This is a genomic window from Ruegeria sp. YTSA072 (assembly GCF_059610285.1).
This window is the reverse complement of the sequence record NZ_JBXWNI010000007.1, coordinates 104,266-122,345: the sequence shown is the minus strand read 5'-3', so window position 1 is coordinate 122,345 and position 18,080 is coordinate 104,266. Positions and strand designations below refer to the sequence as shown.

Below are 18,080 nucleotides of genomic sequence, written 5' to 3'. Positions count from 1 at the left end.
CTATGCAGACGGACCAGACCCGGCAAGCAACCTCTCGATCTTAGAACCCGGACTCAGCCCGCAGTTTCTGCATGAGTGTCCGCAGAGAGCTTTCGTAACGGTCGCTCAACAATTTCCCCTGCTCATCAAACTCGTTCGAGCTGCTGGCCAGATGAATTTCTGGCCCCTGCAGGATACGAGGCTGGAACGGAACCATATAGCCGCGCAGAACCATCTGCGCCCGCTCACCACCTGCGCGTCCTGCGGCGGCTGACATCACGGCAACCGGTTTGTCGGCCCAGGGGCGGCCATCGGTTCGACTGACCCAGTCCAAAGCGTTTTTCAGAACACCCGACGGGCCTTTGTTGTATTCCGGAGTGGAAATGATCACGGCATCAGCCTGCGCGATCTGATCGGACAAGGTTTGCACTGCGGCAGGAATGCCCTCGCCATCCTCAAGATCACCATCATAAAGCGGCAGGTTCAGATCGGCTTCGATATGTGTCCCCGGCTCGAACAGCCGGGCCGCTTCGCGCAGCAATTTGCGGTTGGTCGCGCTTTGGCGCAATGAGCCGGACAGGCTCAGAAGTATGGGGTCAGACATTGGGAAACTCCGGTTCGGGTGTTTCCCAATAGCTAGCGCAACTTTCGCGCGCACCAAAGACCGGATGACGCGCAGTCAATGTGCGAAAAATGGGCACCCGAAAGTGCCCATGTCATTATGTGTTTCCGTTCGGAATGATCTCGATGTCGACCCGGCGGTTCTGGGCCTTCCCCTCGGGCGTCAGGTTAGAGGCAATCGGGCGGTTTTCGCCCTGGCCGATGGTCGAGATGCGTGCACCGCTTACGCCATTTGCTTGAAGAATATCCGCGACAGACCGCGCACGGCGTTCGGACAGGCCCTGATTATACGCGGCGTCGCCGTCGCTGTCGGTATTGCCGATGACCTGCACGTTCGAGTTGGGGTAATTCACCAGATTCTGCCCCACCCGGACCAGATCAGCCCGCAGTGCCGGGCGCACGGTCGCGCTGTCGGTGTCAAAGGTGATATCATTCGGGACGGTCACAATCAGTCGGTCGCCCGCGTTGGTAACGATGATGCCCTGATTGGCCAGTTGCTGACGCAGTTCTGTGGCTTGTCTATCCAGTTGGTTGCCGATCAGGCCACCTCCTGCCGCACCGATCGCACCGCCTGCCACCGCGCCCAACAGCGGATCAGATCCATTGGCAATCGCGCCGACACCTGCGCCGATCAGACCGCCGAGAAGTGCACCCTGCTTGGCGTTCTGGTTCGGGTCCGAGGGCAGGTTCAACGTGCCGGGGTCCGTACAGGCCCCCAAAAACATGGCCGAACACAGCCCTGCAGCAAGAACACTCTTGGAAATCGTCATGAAATCACCTTCTGCTCAGGGGTCCGTTCACCGAACCCGCTTTGTTTGGCGCAGTATATCGCGTTACCTCAACATAGGCTCAAGCAACAATCGGGTGAAGTCGGCAAATTACCGCCGTTCAACAGGATCCAATTGGTTCTGGTCTTGCCAGATCGCTCGCAGAGGCTCCCCCTGCCCGCAGAAATGATCGTCTGTCACGTCGCAGGCCCAAATGCGATCCGTGCGAAAATGGCGAAACCCATTCCTCAGCTCGCACCACGCCGCCAACATCGTGCATTCGATGTGGTAGATCAGGGCGACGGGTCTGACGACCCGCTCGGTTCGCTCACCTTCGGCATTCACATAGGTGATGCAAATTTTGCGTTCAGAGCGGATGGCCTCGCGATAGTTTACGACAGGCACGCACCCCTTGGCCGGATCGTCCATCGGCGCACCCCATGGGGCGACCTGCAGCCAATCCGCAGGCGCGCGCAAAGCGTCAATCTTGCGACAAACACGGTCCGCAGCTTGTTGCAGGGTACTATCACCGGTGCGCGCCAGCATCGACAGACCAACCCACAGCGCCTCGACCTCTTCAGCGTCGAAATTCAACGGTGGCAAGTCGTACCCGCGCCGCATCAAGTATCCCACGCCGGCTTCACCCTCGATCGGGGTTCGCTGTGCCTGCAAAGCGGCGATATCGCGATAGACGGTACGCGCTGACACTTCCAGCTTTTCTGCCAGCGCCTCCGCAGTCACAGGCATTTCGGCCGAACGCAGGATCTGGATGATTTCAAAAAGGCGGGTTGAGCGGCGCATAAGGTTCTCCGGGCGGTCTGCTGACATCCTAGCACACCCCACTGACAGGGTGGTGTCAGGAGTGATCTGCGATCTTTGGGAAACAAACCAAAGGAGGTCGACCATGCCATACCTCGACAATCACGTGATGATGACATTGAAACTGGACCGCTGGGCGCAGGATCACACTTTGCGCGCGTTCGAGATCGAACGTGAAATTATGGCTGCCCGTCAGCCCTGCGCACCGCGCAAACGGACCAAGCGGTTCTCGCTGGGCAACCTCAAGATGCTGTGGACAAGAACGGCCTGAGGTCAGAAATCAGCCGGGGCGCGGAATTTCATCGAAACTCCGCCCTCCGGGCTTTTTAGGCGCAGTTCCTCAGAATGCAGCATCAGACGCGGGAAATCGCGCGCTTCGCCCTCGGCGTAGAACGGATCGCCCAGAATGGGGTGGCCCAGCGCCAGCATATGAACGCGCAGCTGATGCGACCTGCCCGTTTTTGGGAACAATCGGACGCGCGTCGTCTCACCTTCGTATTTCACGAACCGCCAGTCAGTGACTGCGGGTTTTCCAGTCTCATGACAGACCATCTGGCGCGGACGGTTGGGCCAATCCACGATCAACGGCAGATCGACGGTTCCGGACTTTTGCTCGATGCGCCCCCAAACGCGCGCAACATAGGTCTTGCGGGTCTGGCGCTTTTCAAACTGCATACTCAGGTGTCGCTGTGCGTGCGGTGACTGGGCAAAAACCATGACACCCGATGTATCCCGATCCAACCGATGCACCAGCAAAGCCTGTGGAAACGCCGCCAGTACGCGGGTCAACAGGCAATCGGCCAGATGCGCGCCACGCCCCGGCACAGACAACAACCCCGAGGGCTTATTCACCACGATCAGCTGTGCATCCTCATGCAGCACTTCCAACGGCGTATTCGGGGGATCATAGGTCTCGCTCATGCGCGCCTGCCTATCGCACGGCGTAGGTTCCCGCAACGTCGGCCTTGCCTGAACGGATCGGTTCAGCAACTCTCTGACCCAAAGCAGAGGAGAGACCATGCACCCGACAATCGCGCGCATGCAAGACGTTGTCGCCAAGGGCGATGAAACCCTGATCCACGAATTGCTGGCCGAAGACGTACGGTTTTCCCCGCCAACCTACTACAGCACCTGGACCGGACGCGAACCGGTGGCAGCGGTTCTGGGTCACGTGGGACAGGTGTTTTCCGATTTCCGCTATCGCCGGATTATGGGTGAAGGCAAAGATTGGGCGTTGGAATTTCAATGCAAGGTCGGGGATCTGGACGCGGTCGGCGTCGATCTGATCACATTGAACGATGAGGGTCTGATACAGGAATTCGAGGTCGTCATGCGCCCTTACAAGACCATTGGTGCCCTGCGCGAGGCGATGATGGCTCGGGTTATGACGGACGCCCGCTTCCTCGAATACAAAAACGCGCTCAGCTAACCATGACTGCCCCGATTGCCGCAGATCAGATATTGCGTGTCCCACTGTTGCCGGTTCTGGCAGCACAGGCGATTTCCGTGCGTCGTAACGCTCAGCTGCTGCCCGAACCGTCCGGCCCGCGCCAAGGGCGCGAAGGGCGCGGCCCCCGGTTGCGGCTGCTCATCGCTGGTGACAGCTCGGCCGCGGGTGTGGGGGCTGGGCGACAGCAACAGGCACTATCGGGGTTTCTCGTGGCGCGGTTGGCCCGCCATTACAGCGTGGAGTGGCGGCTGGAAGCGACGACGGGCCACACAACACAGGATACGCTGGAACGATTGAACCACCTTGAAGGCAGCTATGACGCCGCCGTGACAGCCTTGGGTGTAAACGACGTCACGCGTGGAGTATCCCGGCAAAAGTTCACGGCTTTGCAGACCCAACTTCTGGATCATCTGACGAGCAACCTGGGTGTTCGACGCGTCGTGGTCACCGCCGTGCCACAGATGAACCGTTTTCCGGCCCTGCCCCAACCTCTGGCCTGGGCACTGGGGCGACAGGCGGCCCGGCTGGATCGGGGTTTGCAAAAGGCCGCTGCGACATTCCCGCAAGCCCGGCACCTTTCATTGGAGTTTCCGGATGACCCGGCACTGGCTGCTCCGGACGGATATCACCCAAGCCCCAAAGCCTATCGCTTGTGGGCAGAGGCCGCGGCCGACTTATTGCATCAGCGCTGACCCCGTATCTGACGGATCATCGGGATCGTATAGACCACCAAAGCCGCCCAGATCAGCGGGAAGGCGATCATACGGCCCCGATCGATCTGTTCCCCAAACACGGCAATCGCCGTGATAAAGATCATCGTCGGCGCGATGTACTGCAGGATTCCCATTGTGGACAACCGCACCAATTTGGCCCCGTTGGCATAGACCAGCAGCGGAACAGCGGTGACAATGCCGGCACAGGCCAGCAGCATGGTGTCCCCAGCGGCAGCGCCAAAGTGGCCGGTTCCTTTTGCCCCCAACCAGGTGATGTAGACTAAGGCTGGGATCAGCAGGATCAGAACCTCTAGCAGAAAGCCCTGATTGGGGCCGATGGGCAGCGAGCGTTTGAAGAAAGCATAAAACCCCCAACTGACCGTCAGGGCCAGCGCGGCCCACGGCAGCCGACCCGCTTCGACGATCAATACCAGCACGCCCAAGGCAGCTAACCCCACCGCCGCCAATTGCGTACGATTCAATGGCTCACGTAACAGGATTGCCCCTAGTGCAATGCTGAACAGCGGGTTGATGTAATAGCCCAACGCTGCGTCCAATGCGTTACCGCTGGCAATCGCCCAGACGTAAATGGCCCAATTCACCGAGATCAAAGCCGCTGTCAGACAGGCCATGCCCAGCATTTTCGGGTTTTGTAAGGCAGCCTTCAAATCCCCGGTTCGCCCTAGCGCCACCAGCAACAGCCCGGCCACAGGCACCGACCATACAATCCGATGCGCCACGATCTCGACCGGCCCGATATGCGCCAAAGCTTTCATGTAAAGCGGCAGGAAACCCCATAGAACGTAGGCGGTCACCGCCAGAGCCAATCCTTTTGGCGTGTCCTCATTCTGGGGTGATGTTGCAACGTCCGCCATCATGGATCTCCGGGTGATACCGTTTGTCTATACGGCTGTTCCGGAGGGTTTGGAAACTGCGAAAACCGTGAACGGTCGCATCAAGAAAATTGATATGTACCAAGAAAACGGGGCGCTGCAGCGCCCCGTGTGTCGAACCTTGGCGCTAAACTTTAACGCGCTCGGATTTTGGGTCGTACATCGGCTTGAGCGACGCCTCGGCTTTGACTTTGACGCCGCACACATCGATCTCGTAGGTCGAGGCCAAAACGTCAGCGGCCTTTTCGCCTTCGCAGGGCACATAACCCAGACCGATCGCACCGCCCAGCGAGTGGCCATAGTTGCCTGAGGACAGATAGCCCACATACTCGCCGTCTCGGATGATCGGCTCGTTATGGAACAACAGCGGTTCCGGATCGGTCAGTTTGAACTGAACCAGGCGGTTATGCGGTCCGCTTTCCTTGCGCGCGATCACCGCTTCACGCCCGATGAAATCGCTGCCCTTGTCGACCTTGACCGCAAAGCCAAGCCCGGCATCGACCACATGGTCCTCGCAAGTGATGTCGTGGCCGAAGTGGCGGAAGCCTTTTTCGATCCGGGCGCTGTCCATCATATGCATGCCGCACAGTTTCAATCCCATGTCCTGACCTGCTTCGTGCAAGGTTTCGAACACGTGACCTGCCATGTCAGACGAGACGTAGATTTCCCAGCCAAGCTCTCCAACATAGGTCACACGGTGGGCCCGGGCCAGGCCCATGCCGATCTCGATATCCTGCGCGGTGCCAAACGGGTTGGTAGCGTTGGTGAAATCGTTGGGTGAGACCTTTTCAAGCAGCGTACGCGCATTTGGACCCATAATGGCCAGAACGCCCTCACCCGCAGTAACATCGGTGACAACGACGTTGAAGTTGCCCGCATGGCGCTGCATCCAGGTCTGGTCAGCCAAGCGGGTCGCTGCCGGGGTCACCACCAGATAAGCGGTCTCGGTCAGGCGGGTAACGGTCACGTCCGCCTCAATCCCGCCTGCGCGGTTAAGGAACTGAGTATAAACGATCTTGCCATTCGGGACCGAGTAATCGCCGCCACCGATATAGTTCATGAATGCTTCGGCATCCGGGCCGTCAACGCGGATTTTGCCAAAGGACGACATGTCATACATGCCGACATTCTCGCGCACGGCTTTATGCTCGGCAGCCGAGTTCTCGAACCAGTTCTGGCGTTTCCAGCTGTACTGATACTCGCGCTCCTGCCCTTCATTCGCGAACCAGTTGGCACGTTCCCAACCCGCCAACTCGCCCATGACCGCGCCCTGTTCCAGCAGGTGGTGGTGGAATGGGGTCCGACGCACGCCGCGCGCAGTGGCCTTTTGGCGATAGGGATAATGGTCAGCGTATAGCAGGCCTAGCGTCTCTTTCGAGCGCTCAAACAGGTACTGCTTATTCCCCTGGAACGGTTGCATCCGGCTGATGTCCACGTCTCCCAGATCGAACGGTTTTTCACCGCTGTCCATCCATTCGGCCAAGGCCATGCCAGCGCCACCGGCGGATTGGATGCCGATCGAGTTGAATCCCGCCGCGACCCAGACATTGTCCATCTCGGGTGCCAGACCCAGATGATAGGCGTCATCGGGGGTAAACGATTCGGGTCCGTTGAAGAAGGTATGGATACCGGCCTCGGCCAGCATCGGCATACGTTCACACGCAGCTTCGAGGATCGGCTCGAAATGGTCAAAATCCTCGGGCAACTGGTCGAATTCAAAGGTGTCAGGAATACCGTCCATCGCCCAGGGCTTGGCATTCGGTTCAAAAGCACCCAACAGAATTTTGCCTGCGTCCTCTTTGTAATACGCGCATTCATCGGGAACGCGCAGAACCGGCAGCTGAGTCAAACCGTCGATATTTTCGGTAACGATGTAGAAGTGTTCGCAGGCGTGCAACGGCACGTTCACGCCAGCCATCTGGCCGACCTGATGCCCCCACATACCGGCGCAGTTCACCACCATGTCGCATTCGATATGACCCGAAGCGCTGCCGTCATCTGCGACCCAGTCAACGCCGGTTACCTTGCGGCCCAGCTTGACGATGTCGGTGACTTTCACACGTTCTTTGACGATACCGCCACGCTGACGGGCGCCCTTGGCCAATGCCAAGGCGATGTTGGCCGGGTCACCCTGACCGTCCAGCGGCAAGTAAACAGCACCCTTCACGCCTTCGAGGTTGATGTGGGGATACAGCTCCTGAACACGTTCATTCTCGATTTCTTCGACCTCGACGCCGAAAGCGCGCGCCATGGCCGCCTGACGGTAGATCTCTTCTTTGCGCTCTTCGGTTAGCGCAACGGTGATTGATCCACAGCGTTTAAAGCCTGTGGCCACACCGGTTTCTTCTTCGAGCGAGCCATAGAGTTCCTGGCTGTATTTCGCCAACTTTGTCATGTTCGCCGTTGCGCGCAGCTGAGCGATCAGACCCGCCGCATGCCAGGTCGTGCCGCTGGTCAGCTGCTTACGCTCCAGCAGAACAACGTCTTTCCAGCCTTTCTTGGTCAGGTGATACGCCACCGAACATCCGATGACACCGCCACCGATGATGACAACACGGGCCTTGTTTGGAAGATCAGCCATTCTCATGATTCCGCTTTATGAGTTTCCACCCAAAATGACACGGAAGAGCGACACAGAATGCACGAAAAACGTCAACCCATTTGCAAAAATCAACGTTGTTTGACTTGCCGTTTTTCGCGTCTCAGCACAAAGGGGGTTACGCCGAAAAAGCTTTTGTAGACCGACGAGAAACCGTTGGGGAAACCGCAGGCAAGACCAATTTCGCGAACACTCATCGTTGTGTTCAGCAGTAGGTTATTGGCCTTGGCCAGCCGCATTTCGCGGTAAAAGCCGTTTGGTGTGGTTCCGAAATAGTTCTTGAACTTCCGTTCCAGCGATCGGTTCGAAAGCTTTAGCGCTTCGACGATTTCGTTAATCGGCAGCGGGTCTTCGATATTGGCCTGCATCACCTTGATGCACTGGTCCAGTTTGGCGTCACCTGTAGCGGTGGTCTTTGATCCGGAAAATGGCTGGAGAGACGAGAAATCCCGAATGTTTTCGTGCAGCATGATGTCGGCCACGGTCATTCTTGTTGGTCCGGAAACATGACGCCCGATCACAGCCAGCGCGACATCGGTAGTGGCCTCCATCCCGGCGCAGGTCACCACGGCGCCCTGTTCTGTTGCAATCGACAGTTTGGCCTCGAACTGGGCGCGACGTTCACGCAAGAAGGACGCGTTTTCCCAGTGGGTCGACATGTCCTCGGTCCCCTGCTCGTCGATATAGCGGCTTGCAGCTTCGGACAGCAAAAAGACCTGTGCGCCGCGGAAAGTATAATCCGACACAACACGCCCCAGAGACAGATCAGGATGATCGGGGTCGGAATTTCCGATGACGAACAAATAGTCCGCGTTGGGCTGCGACGGAATGCGGTCGGTCTGGATCGTCGCCTCGCTGCTGCTGGCGACCGGGCCACCCCTCAGAGAGCGATAGGCATAGGTGAACGGCGGGCTCGGACAAACGCGGTTGGCCAACCGCAGCACCTCAACCAATGACGCCAGTTCCAGCAGCACATAGCCCGGCGCGACAACGATGTCGAAATGTCGCTGCGCGTTAGAAGCCGGGATGTTCGACGGCGATGGCATCACTTTCCTCTCAGACAATCCGGTGCCCGGCGGACCGCAATCGATCGGCAAGGACCTCAATGTGGTCCGGCCCGACTTCGCAGCATCCGCCAACAATCGTTGCCCCCTGCGCTACCCATTCCATGGCATGATCGGCATAAGCCTCGGGTCCAAGATCGTGGCGCTGTGTCAACACGTCGACAGTCGGCGCGTCTTTCAGGAAATCCTGTGCAATCCCGGTGAACCCATTTGCATAGGCCCCAAATGGCCGCCCCATCGTGGCGATGACCTTCAGCGCGGCGGGGACGGCCTCGGGGCGCGAACAGTTTATCAGAACAGCGTCAGGGTTAAACCGATCCACAAGAGGCGCAATATCGGCAAGCGGTTCACCGGATCGCAGCCGTGTTCCGTCATCATCCATCACAGAAAGCGCCAGCCAAACCGGTTTGCCTGCCTCAGCCGTACCACGCAGGGCCCCTTCGGCCTCTTGCACCGAGGAAACAGTTTCGATCAGGAAAAGGTCGACGTCATCGGACATGAGGTTAACCAACTCGGCAAACTTTTCGGCGGCGTCTTCCACATCAGGGTTCAGATCGGGGCGATAAGACGCCAGCAAAGGACCCAGCGCCCCGGCGATGCGCCCGGAACCGCCCGTGCGTGCGTGGTTCGCCTGAGTAACCGCAGCTCGGACCAGATCGGGCAGTTGATCCTCCATATCCAGACGCTCCAACCGCGAACGATGGACCGCGTAGGTGTTGGTCGTTGCAACCGTCGCACCACGGCGGAAGTATTCGGCATGGACCTCCTCCACCAGTTCCGGGTGGTCGATCATCACGCGCGTCGACCACAGCGGTGTGGGCTTGTCCCCGCTGCGTTTGACCAGTTCCTGCCCGATCGAGCCATCCAGAAGCGTGATATCCGCCATTTGCCAACCTCCCTACGGAATTAGAACGAGTTTTCCCGGCAGCGCCTTGGACTGAAAGTCCTCCTGCGCCTTGGCGATGTCTCTTAGTGGATAGGTCTTAGAAACCAAAGGCTTGATGCGGCCCGCATTCATCATCTCGACAAGGCGGCCAAAGACTTCAAATGCCTGATGTGTGCAGCCGTGAATCGTGATGTCGCGCAGGTAGATCTCACGCAGGTCAGCCGAAACGATTGGTCCTGCGATTGCTCCGGAAACGGCATAATGACCGCCGGGTTTCAGGGCCAAGATCAAGCCGGGCCAGGCCGGGCCTCCGACAACGTCGATCACGACGTCGAACATGTCCTTGGGCAGCGGCGCGTTGCGGTCAAAGGTGTCCACGGCCCCCTGCGCTTTGACCACCTCGGCCTTGGTTGATCCCGTAACGCCCCAAACCGTCGCCCCGCGTAGAGACGCCAATTGCACGGCGGCAAGGCCCACGCCGCCTGAGGCACCGGTAATCAGCACCTTATGCCCAGCGGTCACGCCAGCACGGGTTAACAGGTTCTCTGCCGTGCCAAATGCACAGGGGATGGCGGCGATTTCGACATCTGACAGGGGTGAGGCCGTCACGTCATACAGGTCGTCGGCCTGAACCAGACAGTATTGCGCAAACGCGCCGTCGATTTCAGAGCCTAATGCGATAAAGCCAGTCGGATTGCCGGGACGCGGGCGTGGCAAGTTGATCGGGCAGGTCACCCGTTGCCCGGCCTGAAACCCGGTCTCTTGCCCTGCCAATTCGACTATCCCACACAGATCGCCACCCTGAATGCGGGGGAACGACAGCGCACCTCCCCAGCCTCCGGCATCAACATCCTGATCAACGGCGTCCGTTGCCCCGGTCACGTCCGAGGAATACCAGCCGACCCGTGTATTGATGTCCGTGTTGTTTACCCCTGCGGCCGCGACCCGAACCAGAACCTGCCCTGGTCCGGGCGTTGGGACCGGAATATCCTCGCGCCATTCCAGCGCATCGGGACCGCCATGGCGCGTCAGGTAAACGCCGGACATTTTCGTGGGCGTGGTCATCTTTAGACCCTGTCTTCCGGATGGGCTGGAACCGGCCCCATCGGCACAATGTCGTAACGCGCGTTGAGCTCGGCCATTTTCGCCTCATCTGCAAAGTCAGCCTCGGTCATCGTCGCCAGTTCGGCCAGAAACCCGTCGAACCCCGAGGGTTGAAAGATCATCAGCATTCTGGCGGGCGCGCCATCGGCGACGCGACACGCATGGGGTACTCCGGGCGGGACATGCATGGTTGTGCCCGGAGTGCAGCGATGCCAGTCGCCATCAACGTAGAAATCCACCGCGCCTTCCAGAAAATAGAAGGTTTCGGCATGGGTATCATGGCGATGAAGGCCAAGCGCGAAGCTGGCCTTCAGATTATCTTCCATAAGCGTGTATGCGCCATCGGTGTCCTGACCCGACACTTTCACAAAGGTGTGGTCATTTTCCCAGTCATAGTTGGGACCCTCACCGGGTCCCAGTTTGGCGTATCGTTTGCTCATGGAGGTCTCCGTGAGAGTTTAAGCGCGCAACCGCTCGTTCTCGGGATCCCAAAGCGGCTGATTCTGCTCTACCACAGCGCGGCACTTTTGGCCGTAGATTTCGACTTCAAGCTCGGTGCCGGGGTTGGCAAGCTCGGCCTTGACCATGCCCAGCGCGATGGATTTGCCAACGCGGTATCCCCATGCGCCCGAAGTGGTCTCGCCCACGATCTCGCCGTTCTGCCAGATGCAGGACATGTAGGGCGCGTCGCAGTCTCCTGCATCCACTGTAATGGTGACAAACGACTTCTTCACGCCCTGCTGCTTTTCGTTCAGGATCGCGGCCTTGCCGGGGAAGTCCTGCGGCTTGTCCAGTTTGACGAAGCGTTCCAGACCGGCTTCCAGCAGCGAGTAGTCGGTCGACAAGTCACCCTTCCAGGCACGGTATCCCTTTTCGATGCGCAGCGAGTTCAGGGCGTACATGCCGAACGGTTTGGCACCGGCATCGATGATCGCGTCATAGATCGCAGGCATATGCTCGTTCAAAGCGTGGACTTCCCATCCCAGCTCACCTGCAAAGGAGACGCGGATCAGATAGGCGGGCTGGCCAGCAACGGTCGCAGACTGATGAGTCAGCCACCCCGAGGTCAGATCCGCATCCGTCATAGTCGACAGAATCTCGCGCGACTTCGGACCAGTGACGATCAGTGTATCCCGTGACGTGGTAACGTCTTCAATCGAAACACTCGCAGGCATCGCGTTCATCAGGATGTCCCGATCATGCCACTGTGCAGTTGCGGCGGTGATCATGATGAACTCATCCTCACCCATTCGGATACAGGACATCTCGGTCAGAATGCGACCACGGTCATCAGAGATATAGATGAGGTTCATCCGGCCGACCTTTGGCAACCCACCGGTTGCGAGGCCGCGCAGCGCCTCAGCGGCGCCCTCTCCCTTGACCATGAAGCGCGAGAAGCCTGGCAGATCTAGTACGCCACAATGGTCTCGCACGGCCTCGCATTCTTCTTGGATCCGCTGCTCCCACGGGCCGGACCGACCCCAGGTATGGGTTGCATCAAGCGACGTGTCATCGCCCGGCTTCGCGAACCAGTTGGCCCGCTCCCATCCGTTATAGGCACCCATCACGCCGCCCAGCGCCTTGACCTTGTCATGCACCGGCGACAGTTTCTTGTCGCGCGCTGCTGGCCATTCATGATGGGGGAAATGCATGGCGTATTCGTTGCCATAAACTTCCAGACCTTTCTGGTTGCAGTAGTCCTGATCTGTGTAATCGGTGTAGCGACGTGGATCGACGGCCCACATATCCCATTCGGTCGCGCCATCGACGATCCATTCGGCCAGCACCTTGCCCGCACCACCGCCTTGCGCGATGCCGAAGGTGAATGTGTGCGCCTCGAACGCGTTTTTCACACCGGGCATTGGGCCGATCAGCGGCAGCCCGTCCGGCGCATAGGGGATCGGGCCGTTGATAACGCGGCCAACACCCGAGGTCGCCATCAGCGGCACCCGCTCCATCGCGTCAGTGACGATATCCTCGATGCGGTCCAGATCATCGTTCCACAGCTGGAACGAGAAATCCTCGGGCATAGCATCATCTTCAGTCATCCAATGGCCCTTGCAGTTAGGCTCATACGGACCAAGGTTGAAGCCATTCTTTTCCTGCCGCAGGTAGTACGAGATATCCACGTCGCGCAGCAGTGGCAGTTTCTTACCACCGTTCGCTTTGGACCATTCTTCAATTTCTGGAACTTCGTCGGTCAGCAAATACTGGTGGCTCATCACCATCGCGGGAACTGTGCGGCCGCCGAAAGGTTTGAACCACTCTCCCACGCGCTGCGCGTAATACCCAGCCGCGTTCACAACATAGTCGCAGGCGATATCGCCTTTGTCGGTGTGTACGGTCCAGGAGCCGTCGTCGTGCTGAGTTACGCCAGTTGCCGGGCAAAAGCGGATGATCTTCTGGCCCATGTCACGGGCGCCCTTGGCCAGCGCCTGTGTCAGCTGCGCCGGATCAATGTCACCATCGGTGGGATCGTACAGAACGCCTTCAAGATCGTGCGTCTCCAGGAATGGATAGCGCTCTTTAGCTTCTTCCGGTGTCCACATCTCCATCGGGATGCCTTGATAGCGTCCCATCGCCATGGCGTGTTCGAACTCTTGCATCCGCTCCTTGCTGTGCGCAAGACGGATCGAGCCTGAAACGTGGTAGTTCATCGGATAGTCGACCTCTTCGCCCAAACGCGAATACAGCTCGGTCGAGTACCGCTGCATGTTCATGATCGCCCAGGAATTCGAGAACGTCGGAACGTTACCCGCCGCGTGCCAGGTCGAGCCAGCGGTCAGTTCGTTCTTTTCCAGCAGAACACAATCAGTCCAGCCCTTCTTGGCCAGATGGTACAGCGAGGAGGCCCCCACCACACCGCCACCGATAACAACCACGCGGGCTTTTGTCGGAAAATCGCTCATTGGTCTTGATCCTTGTTACTGTGCCCGTTGGGGCAGATCGTCTGTGATGTCGTAGTAATCGCCCTTGTCGGCGACAAAGATATGCTTCGAGAGCGTTAGACCCGTGGGCTCGCTGAGCGCACCCATGGAAATTGAAATCGTGTCCTCGTCATTGTGCTGCCAGAAGAGGAACGAGCCGCAGGAACGGCAGAAACCGCGGCGGGCGGTGTCCGAAGCGCGGAACCACGTAAGCGTGTCGCTGGCGGTGAAGCTCAAGTTATCCTGATGTGTCCAGGTCGAAGACCAAACATGGCCGGACTGCTTGCGGCATTGACCGCAATGGCAGGCCGAAGGCTGTGAAAGCTCTCCGTCAATCGTGAACGCGACTGCGCCGCAGAGGCAAGAACCGTTTTGCATCTGATTACCCCCTAGCTGCGGGCGTGGAGCTGGCACCCAGCAACACGCCATAGATGATGAAACAGGCGGCCATGACACGACGCACCCAAGTGTTGAAAACCGCTCCCAGCGCCGCTTTGCCCATCAATGTGCCCATCAGGGTGAACCCGGTATAGCTGAGCGTGGTAATGACCAGCGCCGTGGGCATGATAACGACCATCTGCTGCCAGATCGGCACATCCGGTTGCACAAATTGCGAAAAGGCGGCGAGATACCCTGCCACGCTTTTAGGATTGATCGTCGCAACCGCCAGTGCGTGCAGATACACGTGACGCGCAGGGCGTTCGGTAACTGGTGCCGGACGCGTGGCATTCATCCAACCGCGAACCCCAACCCAAATCAGGAACCCTGCACCAACCAGTTTGGCGATGAAAAACCCGGTTGGGGAGGCTGCGATCAACGCGGTCACACCTAGTGCTGACAAAATTAGAAACACGCTGGCCTGCGTTAGAATCGCCAGCACACCCAGCATCGCCTTGGGAAACGGCAGACTCATTCCGTTCGAGATGCAGTTTACCGCATTCGGACCCGGAGTGGTGACGAACACCACCCAGAACAATGCGAATATGGTCCAGGCTTCAAAGCTCATCAGTACACCGGCGGGGCGATAACCCAGATGGCCACTGCGGGCTCATCATAGGGGTTCGACCATTGATAGGGTTCATGTTTGATCCGAAAGCTGTCGCCGGGGCCGACCGAAAACTGGCGCCCACTGATCGTCAGTTCCAACCGCCCTGACACCATGTACCCAACCTCCTGCGTTGGTCGGTTGGCCGGGGTTTGCATTTTCGATCGGGGCTTGAATGTGGAATGCACCATTTCGAAATCATCGGTCAGATCGGGCGACAGCAGTTCTTCGATCAACCCTTCCTCACCGGACCCCATCGGGCGGCGCGTTCCGGCGCGCACCACATACCCCTGCTCATCTGCCGGAGCGGAGGAATGCGCGAACAGCATCGACATCGGCACGCCCAGACATTCGGCAATCTGGCGCAGGTCGGAAATTGAGGGGTCGGACTTGTCGCGCTCGACTTGGCTAAGCCAACCAACAGAACGACCCAGACGTGCGGCGATCTCGGTCAGCGTCAACCCACGCGCCTTACGCAAAGCCCGAAGATCGGCTCCGAGTGTGGCGCTGTGCGGGGCTTGGCTGTTCACTGAACGCTCCGGGGTTTGGTGAAATTTTCTCCTCGTTTTTCACGATGCGCTGATTCCGTGAAAAAACCAAGATATTTTTCACTTGGACGCACAACATTGTTTGGGTATCCGTCCACCATGTGGATTGCGGTGATTTACTTATGGACCATCAACGCCCTGACTTTGCTTGCCTTTGGCTGGGATAAACTGCGGACAAGACGGCGGAAAAGGCGTATCTCGGAACGAAAGCTATTGTGGTTGGCGGCGCTAGGCGGCAGTCTAGGCGCATTGCTGGGGCGGTGGATTTTCAGACACAAAACCCGCAAGCGGCTGTTTTCATACTACATCTTTGGGATTTTCGGCGCTCAGGCTGTCCTGGCCTATCTTCTGGCGGCCTTGGAATTGCCCAGCCTAGTCTAGCGCGAGAATTCCATCAGGGATTAGGTGCTAACCATTTGGGAAACTGTCTGCTACACTCTCGTTCTATCTGAATATGATTATTCTTACGCATTCGCAAAGGGTTGAATGACAAATGGACAACGGCATCGGTTTCTTCGACATAGTCTGGTCAATCTTCTGGCTGTTCCTGATGGTGGCCTGGTTCTGGGTGATGATTTCGGTTGTGGCCGATGTCTTCCGATCCAAGGACCTAAGTGGCGGTGGAAAGGCAGTTTGGATTGCCTTTGTCATCCTGATTCCTTGGATGGGTGTTCTGGCCTACCTGATTGTCCGCGGCGACAAAATGCACCAGCACAATGCCGAAGCCATGAGCCAGATCGAACAGGCGCAAAAGGACTATATCCGCTCAGTCGCGACCGTATCTGCTGCGGATGAGCTGGAACGGCTTGCAGCGCTCAAGGAAAAAGGCGTTCTGACGGATGAGGAATTTGCAGCGCAGAAAGCCAAGCTTCTGAGCACCTGATAGGAAGCACACACTAATCAATATGGCCGGGGGTACGCCGCCGGCCATTTTTACTTGGCGAATACGCTGGACAGAATTCCGCTCAGGTTCTTTGCGTCTTGTTCATTAAACGCGTTGGGTTGATCACTGTCGATATCGAACACCGCAATGACGTCACCGGTGGCGTTGTGCACAGGCAGCACCACCTCGGATCTGGTCGAAGATGCGCAGGCGATATGGCCCGGAAACGCATCCACATCCGGCACCAACTGTACCTCGCCCGTACGGGCGGCAGCGCCACAGACACCGCGGTCGAACGGGATAACCAGACAACCGTGCCCACCTTGATAGGGTCCGATCTTCAAAAGCCCGGGCTCAGTGACACGGTAGAAACCTGTCCAGTCAAACCGATCATCGGAATGGTGCACCTCGCACGCAATTGTAGCCATCAGAGCCACGCTGTCGGTTTCGCCTTGGGTCAGGGCGGCGATGGTTTTGGCAAGTGTGTCGTAATCAGCTGTCATGTCGGAACTCGTGGCAGGGGTTTGCGCCGGAGTATTTGGAAAAAGAGGAAGCGTCAAACGCGTTCGATGGCTATCGCCGTGCCTTCGCCGCCGCCGATGCAGATGGCCGCCACCCCGCGTTTCAGGTTTCGCTTTTCCAACGCGTTCAGCAGGGTGACCATGATCCGTGCACCCGACGCACCAATCGGATGCCCAAGTGCGCAAGCCCCGCCGTTCACGTTGACGATATCGCGGGGCAGCCCCATCTCGTGCATGAAAGCCATCGGCACGACCGCAAAGGCTTCGTTAACCTCCCACAGATCGACATCTTCTTTCGACCAGCCGATGTTTGTCAGAAGTTTCTGCGCGGCCGGAACAGGTGCCGTCGTAAACAGCCCCGGTGCCTGCGCATGGCTAGCGTGGCCGACGATACGGGCACGAACGGTCAGACCCTGCGCTTGGGCTGCGTTCTCGGATGCCAACATCAATGCAGCGGCACCGTCGGATATCGAAGAAGAGTTTGCCGCCGTGACAGTGCCATCCTTCCGAAACGCCGGCTTGAGCGTCGGGATCTTCTCGGGCCGTGCCGAAAGCGGCTGTTCATCCGATGCCTGCGTGATCTCACCCTTGCGGGTGCGGACCGTAACCGGCGTGATTTCATCCGCGAATGCGCCGTTTTCCTGTGCGGCCAGCGCATTTGACAATGAACGCAGCGCATATTCGTCCTGCGCTTCGCGCGTGAACTGATAGACCTCGGCACAGTCTTCGGCGAATGTGCCCATCAGGCGACCTTTGTCGTAAGCGTCCTCGAGCCCGTCCAAGAACATATGATCCATTGCCTGCGTATGACCCAATCGCGCGCCTTCGCGCATTTTGGGTAAAAGGTATGGCGCGTTCGTCATGCTCTCCATCCCGCCTGCGATCATTGTATCGGCATGCCCTAAAGCGATCTGGTCATAGGCCATCATGGCCGCTTTCATGCCTGATCCGCACATTTTGTTCAGCGTTGTGGCGGGAACGTCTTCGCCCAACCCTGCCGCAAAACCGGCCTGGCGCGCGGGCGCCTGCCCCTGCCCGGCCGGCAAAACACATCCCATAAGGACTTCGTCAACGGTTTCAGTACCGGCCCCTTGCAACGCTGCCCTGATGGCGTCGCCGCCCAGATCGGCCGCTGTCACGGTATCGAACATCCCCTGAAACCCACCCATCGGGGTCCGCGCCGCGCCGGCGATAACGACTTGCTTCATCTGGATGCTCCTTCGCTTTTCTACTGGAATGGATACAGAATGGTAAGAATTGT

Annotated in this window: 21 protein-coding genes; 5 read left to right on the top strand and 16 right to left on the bottom strand. The window is 58.4% G+C overall.

The features are described from left to right. Positions 1 to 40: 40 nt before the first annotated feature. From AC2FIB_RS13765 to AC2FIB_RS13755, 3 genes are all read right to left on the bottom strand, one after another. Positions 41 to 583, bottom strand: a complete 543-nt coding sequence (locus AC2FIB_RS13765; RefSeq protein WP_496699356.1) for an NADPH-dependent FMN reductase — start codon at positions 581 to 583, stop codon at positions 41 to 43. Between the two features lie 115 nt (positions 584 to 698). Then, on the bottom strand, positions 699 to 1,370 hold the full coding sequence (locus AC2FIB_RS13760; protein WP_282152999.1) for a YiaD family glycine zipper/OmpA-like lipoprotein: 672 nt from the start codon (positions 1,368 to 1,370) through the stop codon (positions 699 to 701). Positions 1,371 to 1,478: 108 nt separating this feature from the next. After that, the gene (locus AC2FIB_RS13755; protein WP_496735670.1) at positions 1,479 to 2,168 is read right to left on the bottom strand and encodes a helix-turn-helix transcriptional regulator; all 690 of its coding nucleotides are present in this window, start codon (positions 2,166 to 2,168) and stop codon (positions 1,479 to 1,481) included. A 103-nt stretch (positions 2,169 to 2,271) separates the two neighbouring features. On the opposite strand from AC2FIB_RS13755, the gene AC2FIB_RS13750 reads away from it, so the two are divergent. After that, a complete protein-coding gene (locus tag AC2FIB_RS13750) occupies positions 2,272 to 2,457 on the top strand; it encodes a hypothetical protein (RefSeq protein ID WP_496735668.1) in 186 nt (61 codons plus the stop codon). Positions 2,458 to 2,459: 2 nt separating this feature from the next. On the opposite strand, the gene AC2FIB_RS13745 is transcribed toward AC2FIB_RS13750, so the two are convergent. Then, entirely contained in the window at positions 2,460 to 3,107 is a 648-nt protein-coding gene (locus tag AC2FIB_RS13745) for an RluA family pseudouridine synthase (RefSeq protein WP_496735667.1), read from the bottom strand. Between the two features lie 97 nt (positions 3,108 to 3,204). Here AC2FIB_RS13745 and AC2FIB_RS13740 point away from each other — a divergent pair, with 97 nt between their 5' ends. Together AC2FIB_RS13740 and AC2FIB_RS13735 are read left to right on the top strand one after the other, a co-directional pair. Beyond that, the gene (locus tag AC2FIB_RS13740; protein WP_058279776.1) at positions 3,205 to 3,615 is read left to right on the top strand and encodes a nuclear transport factor 2 family protein; all 411 of its coding nucleotides are present in this window, start codon (positions 3,205 to 3,207) and stop codon (positions 3,613 to 3,615) included. 2 nt (positions 3,616 to 3,617) lie between these two features. Continuing rightward, a complete protein-coding gene (locus tag AC2FIB_RS13735; protein ID WP_109310692.1) occupies positions 3,618 to 4,328 on the top strand; it encodes an SGNH/GDSL hydrolase family protein in 711 nt (236 codons plus the stop codon). Here AC2FIB_RS13735 and rarD read toward each other — a convergent pair. The 10 genes from rarD to AC2FIB_RS13685 form a co-directional block, all read right to left on the bottom strand. Further along, entirely contained in the window at positions 4,319 to 5,224 is a 906-nt protein-coding gene (gene rarD, locus AC2FIB_RS13730; RefSeq protein WP_496842262.1) for an EamA family transporter RarD, read from the bottom strand. The two genes, AC2FIB_RS13735 and rarD, sit on opposite strands and share 10 nt — an antisense overlap. Before the next feature lie 145 nt (positions 5,225 to 5,369). Beyond that, positions 5,370 to 7,823, bottom strand: a complete 2,454-nt coding sequence (locus AC2FIB_RS13725; protein WP_496735665.1) for a GcvT family protein — start codon at positions 7,821 to 7,823, stop codon at positions 5,370 to 5,372. An 89-nt stretch (positions 7,824 to 7,912) separates the two neighbouring features. Then, complete coding sequence (locus AC2FIB_RS13720) at positions 7,913 to 8,887, bottom strand: GlxA family transcriptional regulator (protein ID WP_496735663.1); 975 nt, start codon at positions 8,885 to 8,887, stop codon at positions 7,913 to 7,915. Between the two features lie 10 nt (positions 8,888 to 8,897). Beyond that, on the bottom strand, positions 8,898 to 9,791 hold the full coding sequence (locus AC2FIB_RS13715; RefSeq protein ID WP_496735661.1) for a homocysteine S-methyltransferase family protein: 894 nt from the start codon (positions 9,789 to 9,791) through the stop codon (positions 8,898 to 8,900). 12 nt (positions 9,792 to 9,803) lie between these two features. Next, complete coding sequence (locus tag AC2FIB_RS13710) at positions 9,804 to 10,856, bottom strand: alcohol dehydrogenase family protein (RefSeq protein ID WP_496735659.1); 1,053 nt, start codon at positions 10,854 to 10,856, stop codon at positions 9,804 to 9,806. 2 nt (positions 10,857 to 10,858) lie between these two features. Continuing rightward, the gene (locus tag AC2FIB_RS13705; protein ID WP_113791746.1) at positions 10,859 to 11,335 is read right to left on the bottom strand and encodes a cupin domain-containing protein; all 477 of its coding nucleotides are present in this window, start codon (positions 11,333 to 11,335) and stop codon (positions 10,859 to 10,861) included. An 18-nt stretch (positions 11,336 to 11,353) separates the two neighbouring features. Further along, a complete protein-coding gene (locus AC2FIB_RS13700) occupies positions 11,354 to 13,804 on the bottom strand; it encodes a GcvT family protein (protein ID WP_496735656.1) in 2,451 nt (816 codons plus the stop codon). 15 nt (positions 13,805 to 13,819) lie between these two features. Beyond that, a complete protein-coding gene (locus tag AC2FIB_RS13695) occupies positions 13,820 to 14,200 on the bottom strand; it encodes a GFA family protein (protein ID WP_282120302.1) in 381 nt (126 codons plus the stop codon). Positions 14,201 to 14,204: 4 nt separating this feature from the next. Continuing rightward, complete coding sequence (locus tag AC2FIB_RS13690) at positions 14,205 to 14,828, bottom strand: LysE family translocator (RefSeq protein ID WP_496735654.1); 624 nt, start codon at positions 14,826 to 14,828, stop codon at positions 14,205 to 14,207. Further along, positions 14,828 to 15,397 (bottom strand): helix-turn-helix domain-containing protein, encoded by a 570-nt coding sequence (locus AC2FIB_RS13685; protein WP_472724551.1) that lies wholly within the window; start codon positions 15,395 to 15,397, stop codon positions 14,828 to 14,830. The genes AC2FIB_RS13690 and AC2FIB_RS13685 overlap by 1 nt, the downstream gene beginning before the upstream one ends. Positions 15,398 to 15,493: 96 nt before the next feature. Here AC2FIB_RS13685 and AC2FIB_RS13680 point away from each other — a divergent pair, with 96 nt between their 5' ends. Together AC2FIB_RS13680 and AC2FIB_RS13675 are read left to right on the top strand one after the other, a co-directional pair. Continuing rightward, on the top strand, positions 15,494 to 15,796 hold the full coding sequence (locus AC2FIB_RS13680; protein WP_496842260.1) for a DUF1294 domain-containing protein: 303 nt from the start codon (positions 15,494 to 15,496) through the stop codon (positions 15,794 to 15,796). Between the two features lie 112 nt (positions 15,797 to 15,908). Beyond that, positions 15,909 to 16,298, top strand: coding sequence for an SHOCT domain-containing protein (locus AC2FIB_RS13675; RefSeq protein ID WP_058279764.1), 390 nt, complete (start codon positions 15,909 to 15,911; stop codon positions 16,296 to 16,298). Positions 16,299 to 16,348: 50 nt separating this feature from the next. On the opposite strand, the gene AC2FIB_RS13670 is transcribed toward AC2FIB_RS13675, so the two are convergent. Further along, positions 16,349 to 16,801: a GAF domain-containing protein gene (locus AC2FIB_RS13670; protein WP_496842259.1), complete on the bottom strand. Its 453-nt coding sequence runs from the start codon at positions 16,799 to 16,801 to the stop codon at positions 16,349 to 16,351. A 53-nt stretch (positions 16,802 to 16,854) separates the two neighbouring features. Continuing rightward, on the bottom strand, positions 16,855 to 18,027 hold the full coding sequence (locus AC2FIB_RS13665) for a thiolase family protein (RefSeq protein ID WP_496735649.1): 1,173 nt from the start codon (positions 18,025 to 18,027) through the stop codon (positions 16,855 to 16,857). Positions 18,028 to 18,080 lie beyond the last annotated feature (53 nt).

What these genes read in the sequence shown, in the direction of transcription:
- AC2FIB_RS13765 (WP_496699356.1), bottom strand. Translation starts at nt 583, where the DNA reads ATGTCTGACCCCATACTTCTGAGCCTGTCCGGCTCATTGCGCCAAAGC.
- AC2FIB_RS13760 (WP_282152999.1), bottom strand. Translation starts at nt 1,370, where the DNA reads ATGACGATTTCCAAGAGTGTTCTTGCTGCAGGGCTGTGTTCGGCCATG.
- AC2FIB_RS13755 (WP_496735670.1), bottom strand. Translation starts at nt 2,168, where the DNA reads ATGCGCCGCTCAACCCGCCTTTTTGAAATCATCCAGATCCTGCGTTCG.
- AC2FIB_RS13750 (WP_496735668.1), top strand. Translation starts at nt 2,272, where the DNA reads ATGCCATACCTCGACAATCACGTGATGATGACATTGAAACTGGACCGC.
- AC2FIB_RS13745 (WP_496735667.1), bottom strand. Translation starts at nt 3,107, where the DNA reads ATGAGCGAGACCTATGATCCCCCGAATACGCCGTTGGAAGTGCTGCAT.
- AC2FIB_RS13740 (WP_058279776.1), top strand. Translation starts at nt 3,205, where the DNA reads ATGCACCCGACAATCGCGCGCATGCAAGACGTTGTCGCCAAGGGCGAT.
- AC2FIB_RS13735 (WP_109310692.1), top strand. Translation starts at nt 3,618, where the DNA reads ATGACTGCCCCGATTGCCGCAGATCAGATATTGCGTGTCCCACTGTTG.
- rarD (WP_496842262.1), bottom strand. Translation starts at nt 5,224, where the DNA reads ATGGCGGACGTTGCAACATCACCCCAGAATGAGGACACGCCAAAAGGA.
- AC2FIB_RS13725 (WP_496735665.1), bottom strand. Translation starts at nt 7,823, where the DNA reads ATGGCTGATCTTCCAAACAAGGCCCGTGTTGTCATCATCGGTGGCGGT.
- AC2FIB_RS13720 (WP_496735663.1), bottom strand. Translation starts at nt 8,887, where the DNA reads ATGCCATCGCCGTCGAACATCCCGGCTTCTAACGCGCAGCGACATTTC.
- AC2FIB_RS13715 (WP_496735661.1), bottom strand. Translation starts at nt 9,791, where the DNA reads ATGGCGGATATCACGCTTCTGGATGGCTCGATCGGGCAGGAACTGGTC.
- AC2FIB_RS13710 (WP_496735659.1), bottom strand. Translation starts at nt 10,856, where the DNA reads ATGACCACGCCCACGAAAATGTCCGGCGTTTACCTGACGCGCCATGGC.
- AC2FIB_RS13705 (WP_113791746.1), bottom strand. Translation starts at nt 11,335, where the DNA reads ATGAGCAAACGATACGCCAAACTGGGACCCGGTGAGGGTCCCAACTAT.
- AC2FIB_RS13700 (WP_496735656.1), bottom strand. Translation starts at nt 13,804, where the DNA reads ATGAGCGATTTTCCGACAAAAGCCCGCGTGGTTGTTATCGGTGGCGGT.
- AC2FIB_RS13695 (WP_282120302.1), bottom strand. Translation starts at nt 14,200, where the DNA reads ATGCAAAACGGTTCTTGCCTCTGCGGCGCAGTCGCGTTCACGATTGAC.
- AC2FIB_RS13690 (WP_496735654.1), bottom strand. Translation starts at nt 14,828, where the DNA reads ATGAGCTTTGAAGCCTGGACCATATTCGCATTGTTCTGGGTGGTGTTC.
- AC2FIB_RS13675 (WP_058279764.1), top strand. Translation starts at nt 15,909, where the DNA reads ATGGACAACGGCATCGGTTTCTTCGACATAGTCTGGTCAATCTTCTGG.
- AC2FIB_RS13670 (WP_496842259.1), bottom strand. Translation starts at nt 16,801, where the DNA reads ATGACAGCTGATTACGACACACTTGCCAAAACCATCGCCGCCCTGACC.
- AC2FIB_RS13665 (WP_496735649.1), bottom strand. Translation starts at nt 18,027, where the DNA reads ATGAAGCAAGTCGTTATCGCCGGCGCGGCGCGGACCCCGATGGGTGGG.